The sequence below is a fragment of the Azospirillum oryzae genome, from assembly GCF_008364795.1.
GTDB classification, from domain to species: domain Bacteria; phylum Pseudomonadota; class Alphaproteobacteria; order Azospirillales; family Azospirillaceae; genus Azospirillum; species Azospirillum oryzae.
Map to the genome: position 1 here is coordinate 217,790 of NZ_VTTM01000005.1, position 14,242 is coordinate 232,031.

Genomic DNA, 14,242 nt, shown 5'->3' on the forward strand with positions numbered 1-14,242 from the left:
ATGGACGATTTGACAAGACACGAAGGCTCACCCTCGCCGCTTGGAGTTTCTTTCATCCCAGACGAAGATGCCTACAACTTCGCTCTTTATTCAAAGCATGCCACTTCCGTCACCCTGTTGCTTTTCTCTGCACAGAATCCGATTGATCCGATCGCGATCGAGTCCTTCGATCCCCGCCGCAACAAGAGTGGCCGCATCTGGCACTGCCGGTTGCCCGCGACCACGGTCGACCGCGCTACCCACTATGCCTATCGCATCGACGGACCGCGCGCCCCGGCCGAGGGGCAGCGGTTCGATCACGAGAAGACCCTGCTCGACCCCTATGCGACGGCGGTCTTCATTCCGCCTGGCTTCAGCCGCGAGGCCGCCCGTCATCCGGGGCCCAATCCCGTACGTTGCCGCCCTCGGCGTCCTGCGGACGGCAACGTACGGCCTAGAACGGGCCGGCTTAGAACGGGCAGGCTTCGACTGGGCCGGCGACCATGCTCCGCGCCATACCCACGACACCATCATCTATGAACTGCATGTCCGCGGCTTCACCCAACGTGCAAACTCCGGCGTTCCGGCCGACCGGCGGGGCACCTTCGCGGGCCTGATCGACAAAATTCCATACATGCGGGATCTCGGCGTCACGGCGGTCGAACTGATGCCCGTGTTCCAGTTCGATCCGCAGGAGGGAAATTACTGGGGGTACATGCCGCTCAACTTCTTCGCCCTGCATCACACCTACGCAGCCCACCCAGAGCCGGTCGGCCAGCTCGACGAGTTTCGGACACTGGTCAAGGCGCTGCACGCTGCAGACATCGAAGTCATCCTCGACGTCGTTTAAAACCATACGGCCGAAGGCGACGAGAACGGCCCCACCTACAGCTTTCGCGGCGTCGACAACACCACCTACTACCTTCTGGCCGAAGACCGACGCCGCTATCGCAACGACAGCGGCACCGGAAACGTGCTGCATACGGCCAACCGCTACGTCTCCGGCATGGTCATGGACAGCCTGCATCATTGGGCGCGGCAGTTCCGCATCGACGGCTTCCGCTTCGATCTCGCTTCACTGTTCACCCGCCGGGATGATGGCTCCATCGATCTCAACGAGCCGCCGGTGATCAGCGCGATCCAGACGCACCCCGATCTGGCGCGCCTGCGGATGATCGCCGAGGCCTGGGACGTGGTCAGCTACCAGCTCGGCCGCTCCTTTCCCGGAACCACATGGCTGCAATGGAACGATACCTTTCGCAACGAGGTCCGATCCTTCGTCCGTGGGGATCGGGGGGTCACCGCCGGCCTGATCCGCCGGCTCGGCGGCAGCGACGACATCTTCCCCGACACGCCGGAGGACGCCTATCACGCCTATCAGAGCATCAATTTCGTGACCAGCCACGACGGCTTCTGCCTGTATGATCTGGTCAGTTACGACCGGAAGCACAACGAGGCGAACGGCGAAGGAAACCGGGACGGCCGTGACGACAACCGATCCTGGAACTGCGGCTGGGAAGGCAATGTGGCTCTGCCCGAGGCAGTGGCAAGGCTTCGGCGCCGGCAGGCGAAGAACCTGTTCTGCCTGCTGATGCTGGCGAACGGTACGCCGATGTTCGTGGCGGGCGACGAGTTTCTGAACACGCAGCGCGGCAATAACAACCCCTACAACCAGGACAATGAGACGACGTAGCTCGACTGGGATCTGCTGCGGGCCAACGCCGATTTTCACCGCTTCTGCCGGGCGATGATCGCGTTCCGCAAAGCCCATCCCACGCTGTGCCGCAGCCGCAGCTGGCGCGAGGATGTGACGTGGTTCGGAACGACCGGCAGCCTCGACCCTTCGGCCGACACCGGCACGCTCGCCTTCCTGCTGCGCGGCAGCACGCAAGCCGATGTCGATCTCTATGTCATGATCAATGCCTCGACGGCGGAGCAGGAGTTCCTGATTCAGGATACCGCGCCACAGGGCTGGCGCCGGGTGATCGACACGGCGCGCGACGGGCCCGACGACATCGTTTCCCTGGACGGCGCGGCACAGATCGGGGAACGGCGCCATAGGGTGGAGGCGCGATCGATCGTCGTGCTCGTCCGGCGCTGACGCGCTCCACCGATGTCCGGGGAGCCTCCACCCCGGATGTGCATTGGCCTTAACTGAACCGCGCCAGGTTTCCTGGAGGCCATTTGGCTTGAGTCACGCTGCCATAGCGACGTCCTCGGTTTGAGCATCGTAGCGCGCTTCGGTCTCGGCGGGAGGAATGTTGCCGATGGGCTCGAGGAGGCGCCGGTGGTTGAACCAGTCAACCCATTCGAGGGTGGCGAATTCGATAGCCTCTACGGTGCGCCATGGCCCGCAACGCCGGATCACCTCGGTCTTGTAGAGACCGTCGATGGTCTCGGCCAACGCGTTGTCGTAGGATTCGCCAACGCTGCCCACGCAGGGCTCGACGCCAGCTTCGGTGAGGCGCTCCGTTTAGCGAACGCTCAGCTCCGCGTCGCTTCGCGAGCGGGCTGGCGCCCTGGACGGATCGGCCCGCCGGGCGGCATGGGCGTGGTAAGTCGACGGGGCGATCGGCAGCACTCGGCAGATCGGCTCGCCCCCGTGAACGGCGCGGTGCGCGTCGATGAAGGCGATCATTTCTTGAACGGGCGGTCGAGCTCCGCCTGGGCGAAATACGCCGACGCTTTGCGAAGGATCTCATTCGCTTGGCGCAGTTCCCACACCTCACGCTCCAACGCTTTGATCTGCTCCTGCTCATCCGTCGTCGGACCCGGCCGCCTACCTTGGTCACGTTCGGCCTGCCGGACCCAGTTCCGCAGCGTTTCGGGGTTGCAGCCGATCTTCGATGCAATTGAGCTGATCGAAGCCCACTGCGAGGCATGCTCGCCTTCGTGCTCGAACACCATTCGAACCGCGCTCTCGCGGACTTCAGGGGCGTACTTGGGTAATGCCTGTTTCGTCATGATGACCCAACTCTTTCAGATGATGGGGCCTCCAGGAAACCCGGCGCGGTTCAGAGCGCCTGCTCGGCGCCGACGTGGTCGCTGCCTTTATTGAGGAAATGGTCGTGACGCAACGGCGTGATCAGGCCGAGGCCCGGAACCGGCGCAGGGATCGGGAACGCGCCCTCGCTGGAACCGACCGGAAGATCGCGGAACTCGAGTCCGTGCTCGGCGACGGCGACTAGGGGATGGCCGTAATGGAGATAATCCGGTCCATGGTCGACCGCGTCGTGCTGTCCCCCTGCCCCTCGGGCGCCGGGCTGGAGACGCAGCTTCATGGCGACTTGCTGGCAATCCCGGAGGTGTGCGCCAGGCGGACCCGAAACGCCGACAGCCCGCGTCTTTAGAGGCGGACTGTCAACTTTCGGTGGTTGCGCGCGCCCGCAACCACCGAGAATCGCGTTTGCCAATTCTCAGAATCCGAGCTTCGGAAAATATGAGGCCGAGGAATATAGCGATATACCGGCTTGCCTTGCTTCGGCATTACTCCAAGCCGACCCTCAGGTCTTTAATATCAACGTTCTCTGAAATAAAGAGCCTATTCAGAATAGGGATTTATCGCTTAAATGCTGACTGACCCACCCATATATTTAACGGCATTCAGATTTTCTTCAGCAAATCAGAGTGTCATTGCCGGTTGCTACTAGCAACTTCTGCCCCGGCGAAAGGGCCATGATGACAGACCCTCAGAAGGCCGACACCAGTTCCGCACAGCTCATGAACATCCCTGAGGCGCTCGCTTCGGAAGCGGCGGAGGTGCTTCTGAGCGGAAATCGGAATGCGCTGCTGGCTGTGCAGGAGAAGATGGCAGAAGCCTTGAACAGCCAAGGCTTGCCTGGAAATGCCGCGGGCACGCTTGCGGAAGGCTGGATGCATGATTTCGCCGATGGACTGGGCGCCCATGCCACGCCTGATGCCGCCATCCTCCAGGCGAACCGAATCGCTGCCGGTGCCGCCGCACGCATGGCTCAGGCGATGCAGGATGCGGCATCCCTGACCGGCGAGCAGCGGATGGCGACGGCATTGGCCCAAGGACAGGGAGTGGACGCGCAATCACTGTCCGTCCCGGGCTCGGCAGCCGACTTGTCCGCCGCCCTGTTCAACGGCGTAATGGACTCGCTCGCCCGGCCCGCGGGGGCGGCGGACCCGATTGCCGCGCTGGCACTGTCCCTGAGCGCGCCGGCGGCCCAGACGCCTCCTTCAGCACCTCCGCTTTCTCCGGTGGATCAACTGACCGCCGCGCTGGCCTCGGGCGCGGGCGTGCAGGAGGCCGTCAAGGCATTGGGAAGCGATCAGAACAGCCACTTCGCCGATACACTCGAACAGGCGCTGTCCAGTGGTGCGGAGTCCGACGCAGCGGTCGCCGCTGCCCAGGATCTGAGCGCCAGCAGCAAGGTATTGGCCCACGCCGCCTCAGTTGCGCAGTCCGACGGAAACCATATGCTCGCCACGCTGGCGTCCGGAGGCGCGGAGGCGCGCAATGCGCTGGGCAGCCCGGCCTTTGCCAGCGTCCTGAATGATGCACTGGCCCGGGGTGGGGCGCCCGATGCGGCGCTCGGTGTGTCGGTCAGGGCGCAATCGGACATGGCGGCCAGCCAGAATGCCGCCGTCGTACCGGCGAAGCCGACCGACGCGCTGGTGGCGTCGCTTGCGTCCGGCCGCGACGTGGCCGAGACCGTGAAAATCTTCGCCATGGCCGCCGGTATCGACGCGAAGGCATCCGGCGGGTTCGGTCAGGCTCTGGAAGGCGCGCTATCCGCCGGCCATGAGCCGGCCGGGGCACTGGGCGTGGCACGGCAGGACATCGTCGCCCTGTCCGCCCTGTCTGCGGAGACGATGAAAGGCGTCAAGGCCGACCCGCTCGTCACGGCGCTCGCCAGCGGACACGATGTCCAGCAAGCCGTCCAGGCCCTGGGCGGAAGCGGAACCGCATTCGGTGCGGCACTGGGACAGGCCTTGGCGGAAGGGCGGACCGCCGGGCAGGCCCTGGCGGCGGCCCGTCTGGCTGCCGATACCGTCCAGCAGAACTCCCAGGCCAGCGAAGTCCCGGTGTCTCCGCAGGACAAGGCTATGTCCGACCTCGCCAACCCGGACAAGGCCGCCGCTGCCAAAGAGCCCGGCGAGGGCAAGAAGACGGCCGAGGACACCGCTCAGCACAGCAAAAGCGCAGACGGCAAGGCCGCTGAGCAGGTGGCGGACGCCCCGGCGAAAGACGGCAAGCAAGACGGGGAAGCGGAAAAAGACGGCAAGGCCGACGACAAGGGCGAAAGCAAGGGTGATGCCAAAGAGGACGCAGGCGACAAACTTGCGGCCGATGCGTCCGCCGATGGGGCCTCTCCGGCTCCGGACACCTCCTCTCCCCCGGCGGCGAAGCAGGCAACGTTGAGCGAGGCCGCGCTCAAGACCATCGGCTTCGATCAGGCCGGCGTGGCGGACAAGGGAACCGCGAACGATACGCCCACCCACGCCACCACGTCCCCGGAGGCACGGCCGGCGGCCTCATCTCCGTCGGTGACCAAGGCACTGACCACCGCCGACGCCTTCGCCGTTGCCGCGCAAAGCCAGCAGCGGACAGTCCAGGCGGCGGTCCAGGCGCTCGAGACCTCGTCATCCAACACAACCGGCACCGGTTCGCCCGGCAACACGCCGACGCTTCCCTCCACCCCCAGCCTTTCGCCAGAACATCACGCCGTCGCGCCTACCCTATCGTCGTCCTTCGACGCAAAGGCCCTGGCGAAGGCGCTGGCGATGGCCGAGGGAACGACCGCTCCCGCCGGGTTCACCGTCTTCCATCTGATCGAATCGATGTTCCGCCCCGGCGAAACCGACGGCAGCGTGGTCGGCGTCGCCATCGTGGGCAACAGTGGCTCGGCGCTCGGCGTCTGGCAGTACAGCGTCGATGGCAGCGACTGGCTGGCTGTGGGTTCGGTTGCCGAAACGGCGGCACTCGTGCTGCCGGGCAATGCCCTTCTGCGTTTCCTGCCCGCGGCAGGCGCCTCCGGACAAGCTCCCGCCTTGGACCTTCGGGCGGTGGGAGATGAATGGACCAGCGGCTTCAGCGGCGCCGAACACCGCTTGTTTGCGATTGCCGGTACGGGGGGCACGACACCCCTGTCGTCGGAGGTCGCACAGCTTTCCCTGGAGATCACCCCCGTCAACGGCGCCCCGGTGGCAACAGGCGTTCAAGTGGTTTTGGACGCCGTGGCGGAGGACAGCGCCAGCCCGGCCGGCTCCAGCGTTCTCTCGCTGTTCGGCAAGCTGTTTTCCGATCCGAGCGATGCGGTCTTCGGTGCCGCCGGCGACGGCTTCGCCGGTGTGGCCGTTATCGCCAATCCCGGCGATGCCGCCCAGGGCGAGTGGCAATATTGGGACGGTGGCAGCTGGGTCGCGGTCGGCGCGGCGTCGGACGGCAATGCGCTGCTGCTGTCCGCCGACACGATGCTGCGCTTCCTCCCCGTCGCCAACTGGAACGGCCAGCCACCCAGCCTGATGGTGCGTCTGGTCGACGATTCCCAGGGTGCCATCCTCAGCGGCGGCCGTGTCGACCTGAAGACCCTCGGCGTCGGCGGAACGACGCCCTACAGCGTGTCCGCCATCCTGCTCGACAGCCATGTGACCGCCGTCAACGACGCCCCGGTCGCCACCGGCACGACAGCGATGTTGGCGCATATCGCGGAGGATACAGCCAACCCTTCCGGCACGACCGTCTCCGCCCTGTTCGGCAGCCTGTTCTCCGACCCGACGGACGCGGTGGCCGGCGGATCGACGGCGAACGCCTTCGCCGGGGTGCTGGTGATCGGCAACGCCGCAACCGCTGCCCAGGGATCTTGGCAGTACTGGACCGGAACCGCCTGGACCGACATCGGCGCGGCGAGCGGCAGCAACGGACTGCTGCTGGCGGCCGGCACCACTCTGCGCTTCCTGCCTGCCGCCGACTGGAACGGCACGACGCCGGCCCTGACCGTAAGGATGGTGGATGATTCGCTTGGCGCCTTCGCCAGCGGCGAGCGTGTCACCGAGACCACCGGCGGTGGGACCAGCCGTTTCAGTTCCGGCACCATCGCGCTGACCGGCACCGTCGATGCCGTCAACGACGCTCCCGTCGCCACCGGCACCGCCACGACCCTGCCGGACATCGCGGAGGACACCGCCGATCCGGCCGGGGCGACCGTCACCAGCCTGTTCGGCAGCCTCTTCTCCGACGCCGCCGACGCCGTGGCCGGGGGATCGTCGGCCAACGGATTTGCCGGGATCGCCATCGTCGGCAACGACGCAACCACCGCGCAAGGCGCCTGGCAATATTGGACCGGCACCGCCTGGGCGGCCGTAGGGGCGGTGTCGGAAGGATCGGCATTGGTGATTGCCGCCGGCGATCGCCTGCGTTTCGTGCCGGCTGCCGACTGGAACGGCACCACCCCGGCGCTGACGGTCCGGCTGATCGAGGAGGGCGGCGGCGCCTCCCTGACCGGAAGCCATGCCGACCTGACGCAGGGCGTCGGCGACAGCACGGTCTACAGTGCCGAAACCATCGCCCTTACCGGAAGCGTCACGCCGGTCAACGACGCGCCGCAGGTCACCGCCGGCACACCGTCGCTGTCGACGGTGAAGGGTGTGGCCGTCGCGGTCACGGGGCTGTCGGTGTCGGACATCGACGCCGGTTCGACGCCGATGCTGGTCACCCTGTCCGCCGGACACGGAACCCTGACCCTGGCGAATGATGGGCTGGATGCCGTCATCACCGGCAACGGCACCGACACCGTCACCGTCCGGGCGACGCTTGCCACGATCAACAGTCTGCTGGGCGCCACCAATGGGCTTCTCTACACCGCAAGCTCCTACACCGGCGCCGACAGCATCCATATGCAGGTGGATGACCAGGGCGGCGGTGGGGCGGGCGGACCGCTGACCGCCGACGCATCCGTTGCCGTCACGGTGGTGCCGCCCAATGCCTCCCCGGTTCTGATCGACACCAATCTCTCCCTTTCCGTCGCGTCGGAGGCGCTGGCGCCGCCCACCGCAGGCACCGCAGGGTTCGCCGTTTCGACGCTGGTCGGCCTGAATGGCGCCGGACCGGCCAATGTCACCGACAGCGATGCGGGTTCCGTGACCGGCATCGCCCTGGTCGGCACCAACGAGAGCTATGGGCACTGGTGGTTCTCGACCGATGGCGGCACGACCTGGACCCTGGTCGGCACGGTCAACGACAGCGACTCCGCCCTGCTGCTGCATTCGTCCGACCGGCTCTATTTCCAGCCCAACGCGTCGGTGCCCGCCACCGTCAGCGGTGCTTTGACCATCCATGCCTGGGACCAGACCAGCGGAACCGCTGGCACCAAGGTGGCGATGGACACCAGCGCCGGCAGCGCCTTCTCCACCACCACCGACAGTGTGACACTGCACCCCGGCGTGCTGATCCCGAACGGCTCCTTCGACAATGGGCTAAGCGGCTGGACCTACACCGGCGGCACCAGCATCGGTTCGGCCGGGGACGGTCACGAGGGCACCATCACCTCGGCGAGCGGCCAGACGCCGACCCAGTTGGAGGACTTCCTCGGCCTGCCCCACGGCTCCATCGCCACCGCGACCGGAACTGTGCCGTCCTATGGCCATGCGATGAAACTCGGCACGACCGTGACGGTGACGCAGGACACGACGCTGACCTTCGACTGGTCCTTCACCTTCACCGACAACGCGTCCTATCACGACTTCGCCTTCGTCAGTGTCAACGGCGTGGTGACTCTCCTGGCGAAGGAGGCGAGCGCCAGTGGCAGTTTCAGCGTGGTGGTTTCGGCAAACAGCACCCTGTCGCTGGGCTTCGGCACCTCCGACACCGGCGACAACAGCGTCAACCCGACCCTGCGCGTCGACAACATCAAGCTCACCACCGTCGCCAGCGATCCCATCGTGCTGGACATGACCGGACAGGGGCTGGCCCTGCGTCCGCAGTCCGACGGCATCCATTTCGATGTGACCGGCGACGGCGTCGCCGACAGCACCGGCTGGATCGGGGCCGGCAACGCCCTGCTCGTACAGGACAGCAACGGAAACGGCCGAATCGACGACGCGCACGAACTGGTATCAGAACAGTTCGGCACCGGCTTCAACAGCAGCCTGGAGGCGCTGGCATCCCTAGACCGCAATCATGACGGCCGCCTTGACGCCACCGACGAGACCTTCGCCACGCTGAAGGTCTGGCAGGACGGCAACGGCGACGGAAGAAGCCAAGCCGATGAACTGCGGAGCCTCTCCGAAGCGGGCATCCGCTCCATCGCCGCCACCTCGACGCCAAGTGACGCGACCCTCGCCGGCAGCCGGATCCTGGGCACCACCAGCATGACGATGGCTGACGGCGGCACCCACATGGTGGCCGGCGTCGCGTTCGACGTGAAGGCTGCCACCACGGCACAGGTCCAGATCCAGCCGACAGCGTTCGCCCCGGCCAATGCTGCCGACAATGCGGTGCCGGGGACCAACTTCACCAGTCTTCTGGCGTCCGGCCTTGGCCTGCCCACCGACGCGGAGGTTGTGACGCAATCGGATTTTTCTCATTTCCTCGCATGGAGTCCGGAGGCACACGCTCCCGATCAACAGCATCCACAAAACAGCGATACATCAAACGTGCATCATATAAACGGATCCTAATAGTTCTGACGAATTTAGAGGATTTATTAAGCAATTGAACACTGTTTTGTCTTAATTTCCGACGAGTTCGGTCAGCTATATTCGCCAGTGCAGTAAACCGCAAAGCTTCAGCCGACAGCGTTTCTCAGGACCCTCATGCGCAAATTTTTCTTTTACGCCACGGCCTGGCTTACGCTTCTTGGCGGAGCACCACAATCTTCGGTTGCGTCTCCGCGCGACGACGTGATCTCGCTGATTGCCAAGGCGACGGAAACGCATGACCGTCTGAGAGGGGCGGCGGCGGCGGCCGACTCCGCCCGCAATGGTCTGCGGATCAGCCATGGCGGCTGGTATCCGACCCTCAGCCTGTCGGCCAACGGCGGACGCGAAACCACCGAAAAGCCGGCGGGCCTTCCCAACACCGACATGAACGCCGGCCAGCTTTCAATACGCGCGACCCAGCTGATCTGGGACTTCGACGCGACCAATGCCGACATCCGGCGGGCGCAGGTCTCGGTCGTCCGCGCCGACATCGCGGTGGAGCGAACCCGCCAGGAACTGCTGGTGGAAGGCCTGTCCGCCTACGCCAGCCTCGTCCGCGCCCACCGGCTGCTCACCTTCGCCCGGCAGTCGGAAGACAACATCCGCCGCCAGACCGGCCTTGAGGAAGTCCGCCTTCAGGAGGGTTACGGCTTTTCCACCGACGTCCTTCAGGCCAAGAGCCAGCTTGCCGGCGCCCAGGCCCGCCGCGTCGCGGCCGAAGAGGCGATGCAGACCGCGCTGAGCCGCTTCCAGGCCTATTTCGGCCATGTGTCCTTCCGGCTGGACGGCGCCGAAGTTCTGGCGATGACCAAGGCCGCCCTGCCCCCGTCGATGAACGCGGCGGTGGAGGAGGCACGCCGCCACAATCCGCGCCTGCAGGAACTGGCCCTGACCACCGCCGCGGCCGAGGAAGCCGTGACCTCGGTGCGCGGCCGCAGCCTCTATCCCCGGGTGGAAGGCTATGTCGAGCGCAACGTCAAGCGCGACGTCGCCGGCCAGCCCGGACGGCAGAACGAGTTGCTGTTCAAGCTGCAGGTCACCTTCTCGCTGAACACCGGCCTGACCGCGATCAACAGCGTCCGCCTCGCCGAGGCCGACCTGCGCGCCGCCGACGCCACCTGGGCCGATCAGGAACGCACGGTGCTGGAGACCGTCCGCAACAGCTGGAACCGGCTGGAAAGCGCCCGGTCGCAAGTGAAGCTGCTGAACGATCAGGCGAGCCTCGCCGCCGGCTTCCTCGACGTGGCGCGGGCGGAGCGCGAACTGGGGTCCCGTTCGCTGATCGACATCCTGTCGGGCGAGACGACGCTGATCAACGCCCGCAGCGACGCCGCCGCCGCCGAGACGGAACTGGTTCTCGCCGGCTACCGCCTGCTGGCCGCCATGGGCCGGCTCAGTGCCGCCGACATCCAGACCAAACCGATGCCGAAGCTGGCGGCGATGGGGCGCGGTCTTTTCGACGGCCCTGGCAAACAGGAACCGGCGCCTCCCGCCAACCGGGATTCGAAGCGCAAGCGCGGAAAGGGAGACCAGCAATGACCGGCGGCGCCATCGGCTTGCTGCTTCTGCGGCTTCGCGCAAATCCGCGGCTGACGACCCGAGTCTTCGCGGCTTCGCTTGCGGCGAACCTGCTCGGCCTCGCCTCCTCCTTCTACACCATGCTGGTGCTGAACCGGTATGTGACGCACGGCGTCGATTCCACACTCGTGGCGCTGACCGTCGGCGTCGTGCTGTCAATCGCCTTCGAACATCTATTCCGCCATGTCCGGCTGGGCATCGCCGGCCACATCGGCCGCGTCGAGCATGAACGACTGGCGACAGGCGCCTTCGGCATCCTGCTGACCGCACGCAGCGGCGCCGGTTCGGCGGAAGGCGACGCTGCCCGCCGCGAGGCGATGCGGGCGCCCGAACAGATCGACGCGGCATTGGGGTCCGCCAATCTGGCGACCCTGTTCGATTTGCCGTTCGCACTGGGATTCATCGTCGTGGTGGCGTTGGTCTCCTTGCCGCTGGCGGCGATCTGCGTCCTCTTCACTCTGCTGTCCATCACCGCCGGCCTGTTGGCTCAGGCGGACATGCGGGCGGTCGGCCGCGACCTGGCCCAGGCCGGCGCCTACGCGCAGGGTCTCGTCACCTCCGCCATCGTCGGCCGCGACGCGGTCGCGCTGTTCGGCGGCGCGAAGCCACTGCTGAGCGAGTGGCAGCGGGCGGCGAAGGTGCTTCGGACGATGCGCGAGCGGATGTCGATACGCCAGGGGCGCGCACAATCGATGGCGCAGAGCCTCCAGGCGCTCCAGGGTGTGGCGGTCATCGCCACCGGTGCCGTCCTGGTGGTCCGTGGCGAACTGGATGTCGGCTCGCTGATCGGCATCAACCTGCTGGTCGGCCGGGCGCTGGCTCCCTTCACCCGGCTGGCGCAGATCGGCGAATCGCTGGCGATGGCGCGGCAGGCGCAACTCCGCCTGGAGCAGTTTGCCCGCACGGCGGTGGAGCCGCCGACCGGCACCAGCCTGCCCCGCTATGGCGGGACGCTGGAGCTTCGCGACCTGACCTACACCCCGGCGGGCGCCGTCACCCCGCTGCTGCGCCGGCTGTCGCTGTCGGTTCCCGCCGGCAACATCCTGGTGTTGAAGGGCCGGAACGGGTCGGGAAAGTCCACGCTGATCCGCCTGATCGCCGGACTCGGTGATCCGCAGGAGGGGGCCGTGCTGGCCGACGGCGTCGACATTCGCAAATTCGCCCCGCTCTGGTGGCGTCAGCAGATCGGCTATCTGCCGCAAGAGCCCGTCTTCCTCAACCGGACCATCCGGGAGAACCTGCTGCTGGCCAATCCGCGCCTGTCGGAGACGGAGTTGCAGGCCGTTCTTCACCGTGCCGGCGCCGACCGCGCTGTAGCCGACTGCGCCCAGGGGTTGGACACGCCGTTGCGCAATTTCGGCCAGGAACTGCCGGTCGGCCATCGGCGCCGGCTGGCGCTCGCCCGCGCACTCGCGGTCGGCGGACGGCTGATCCTGCTGGACGAGCCGACCGACGGACTGGATGCCGAAGGAACCGCCGTCGTCTACCGCACGCTGATCGAGCTGGCGCGGGTCGGCCACACCGTCGTCATCGCCTCGCACGATCCGCGCATCCTCCAGGGAGCCTCGCTGGTGCTCGACCTCGACCGGCCGCAGGACACGGCGATGATCCCCGACACGGCCGCGATGGTGGCGTCGTGAAGCCGCTTCCCCTGCTGACCCGCAAGCCGGCCGCCGGGCCTGCCCTTCCCCTGGCGGGCGCGACGGCACCGGCGCTGCCCTTCACCGCCGCCACTGCGCCCGAGACCGAGGGCCGCTTCGGCGACGGGTTGTTCGCCGTCGGCATCGCCGCCTTCCTGGCCGCAGTGGGCTGGGCGTCGGTCGCCGAGCTGAACGTCTCAAGCAGCGCTCCCGGCGACGTGGTGCCGCTGGCCTACAACCAGTCGGTCCAACATTTCGAAGGCGGCATCGTCCGCGACATTCTGGTGCAGGAAGGCGATTCGGTGAAGGCCGGGCAGGTTCTGGTCGAGTTGGACCAGACGAAGACCCGCGCCGACCTTGAGGAATTGCGCCTGCGCCTCGGCTCGCTCTCCGCCGACATCGCCCGGCTGGAGGCTGAGGTCGCGCGCCGCGACAGCATCGACTTTCCCGACAGGCTGAGCCGCGAGCGGCCGGATCTGGTGGCGCAGACCCGGGACCTGTTCCGCGCCCGGCGCGACCGGTTGGCCTCCGACCTCGACATCCAGCGCCAGGACATCGTCCAGCGCGAACAGCAGATGGCTGCCATCCGCGCCCGCATCGCCGGCTCACAGGTGGCGCAGGGACTGATCCGCGAGCAGCTGTCCATCAGCGAAAGCCTGCTGAAGCGCGAGATCACCAACCGCATGAAGCATCTGGAACTGCTGCGCGACGATGCCCGCATCACCGGTTCCATCGCCGAGGACCGCGCAACGCTGGCCCAGGCCGAAGCGGCTCTGGCCGAGGCCCGCAGCAAGTTGGTGTGGATCGGACGCAAGTACGAGGAAGAGGGCCGCAACGCGCTCGACGAGGCGCGGCGCAACCACAGCGAACTGTCGCAACGGTTGACCCGTTACCAGGACAGCCTCGACCGGTCCAGCATGCGCGCGCCGATGGACGGGATCGTAAAGACGCTGGCCGTCTCCACCAAGGGCGCCGTGGTCAAGGCCGGCGAAACCGTTGTGGAACTGGTGCCGCGCGACGGCAATCTGGTTGTGGACGCCCGCCTGCCGGTGCAGGACATCGGCTATGTCCGCGCCGACCAGCCGGTGGTGGTGACGCTCGCCGGCAGCGACGCCTCCCGCTTCGGCCATATCGAGGGCCGGGTGCGCACGATCAGCCCGGACACCCTGCTCGATGCCAACAAGCAGTCCTACTACAAGGTGCGCGTCGAGCTGCCGGTGACCCGCTTCGACTATGGCGGCAAGACCTACGAGCTGTTCCCCGGCGTGCGGGTGACCTGCAGCATCCTGACCGGGCGCCGTACGATCCTCGACTACGTCTTCTCGCCGGTCCTCAACGGCCTCCAGCACGCGATGCAGGAGCGGTGAGGATGGTCCGCG

Annotated in this window: 9 protein-coding genes, 1 pseudogene and 1 other annotated feature; of the genes and pseudogenes, 8 read left to right on the plus strand and 2 right to left on the minus strand. The window is 66.6% G+C overall.

Annotated features, from left to right (window positions below):
• From FZ938_RS31550 to FZ938_RS30840, 4 genes are all read left to right on the plus strand, one after another.
• Positions 1–519 carry an early set domain-containing protein gene (locus FZ938_RS31550; protein ID WP_211101076.1) on the plus strand — a complete coding sequence of 173 codons (519 nt, stop codon included), beginning with the start codon at positions 1–3 and terminating at the stop codon, positions 517–519.
• A gap of 94 nt (positions 520–613) precedes the next feature.
• Complete coding sequence (locus FZ938_RS31555) at positions 614–829, plus strand: alpha-amylase family glycosyl hydrolase (RefSeq protein ID WP_211101077.1); 216 nt, start codon at positions 614–616, stop codon at positions 827–829.
• Between the two features lie 123 nt (positions 830–952).
• Positions 953–1,672, plus strand: coding sequence for an alpha-amylase family protein (locus FZ938_RS30835; protein ID WP_211101078.1), 720 nt, complete (start codon positions 953–955; stop codon positions 1,670–1,672).
• A gap of 54 nt (positions 1,673–1,726) precedes the next feature.
• A complete protein-coding gene (locus FZ938_RS30840; RefSeq protein WP_211101079.1) occupies positions 1,727–2,080 on the plus strand; it encodes a hypothetical protein in 354 nt (117 codons plus the stop codon).
• A 93-nt stretch (positions 2,081–2,173) separates the two neighbouring features.
• Here the strand turns inward: FZ938_RS30840 and FZ938_RS16410 are convergent.
• Together FZ938_RS16410 and FZ938_RS30580 are read right to left on the minus strand one after the other, a co-directional pair.
• A pseudogene (locus FZ938_RS16410) lies at positions 2,174–2,943 on the minus strand (transposase).
• Positions 2,543–2,659: a sequence feature (AL1L pseudoknot), on the minus strand. (Overlaps the previous pseudogene by 117 nt.)
• Positions 2,944–2,993: 50 nt before the next feature.
• Complete coding sequence (locus FZ938_RS30580; protein WP_174757478.1) at positions 2,994–3,260, minus strand: hypothetical protein; 267 nt, start codon at positions 3,258–3,260, stop codon at positions 2,994–2,996.
• A 394-nt stretch (positions 3,261–3,654) separates the two neighbouring features.
• Between FZ938_RS30580 and FZ938_RS30585 the strand changes: the two genes are divergently transcribed.
• The 4 genes from FZ938_RS30585 (at position 3,655) to FZ938_RS16435 (ending at position 14,230) form a co-directional block, all read left to right on the plus strand.
• Entirely contained in the window at positions 3,655–9,624 is a 5,970-nt protein-coding gene (locus FZ938_RS30585) for a beta strand repeat-containing protein (RefSeq protein ID WP_188093915.1), read from the plus strand.
• 222 nt (positions 9,625–9,846) lie between these two features.
• Entirely contained in the window at positions 9,847–11,184 is a 1,338-nt protein-coding gene (locus FZ938_RS16425; protein WP_246458123.1) for a TolC family protein, read from the plus strand.
• Positions 11,181–12,863: an ATP-binding cassette domain-containing protein gene (locus FZ938_RS16430; protein ID WP_149199557.1), complete on the plus strand. Its 1,683-nt coding sequence runs from the start codon at positions 11,181–11,183 to the stop codon at positions 12,861–12,863. Before FZ938_RS16425 ends, FZ938_RS16430 begins: the two co-directional genes overlap by 4 nt.
• Positions 12,860–14,230 carry an HlyD family type I secretion periplasmic adaptor subunit gene (locus FZ938_RS16435; protein ID WP_149199558.1) on the plus strand — a complete coding sequence of 457 codons (1,371 nt, stop codon included), beginning with the start codon at positions 12,860–12,862 and terminating at the stop codon, positions 14,228–14,230. The genes FZ938_RS16430 and FZ938_RS16435 overlap by 4 nt, the downstream gene beginning before the upstream one ends.
• Positions 14,231–14,242: the final 12 nt, after the last annotated feature.

Coding starts and splice junctions, on each gene's coding strand:
- FZ938_RS31550 (WP_211101076.1), top strand. CDS start 1: ATGGACGATTTGACAAGACACGAAGGCTCACCCTCGCCGCTTGGAGTT.
- FZ938_RS31555 (WP_211101077.1), top strand. CDS start 614: ATGCGGGATCTCGGCGTCACGGCGGTCGAACTGATGCCCGTGTTCCAG.
- FZ938_RS30840 (WP_211101079.1), top strand. CDS start 1,727: ATGATCGCGTTCCGCAAAGCCCATCCCACGCTGTGCCGCAGCCGCAGC.
- FZ938_RS30580 (WP_174757478.1), bottom strand. CDS start 3,260: ATGAAGCTGCGTCTCCAGCCCGGCGCCCGAGGGGCAGGGGGACAGCAC.
- FZ938_RS30585 (WP_188093915.1), top strand. CDS start 3,655: ATGATGACAGACCCTCAGAAGGCCGACACCAGTTCCGCACAGCTCATG.
- FZ938_RS16430 (WP_149199557.1), top strand. CDS start 11,181: ATGACCGGCGGCGCCATCGGCTTGCTGCTTCTGCGGCTTCGCGCAAAT.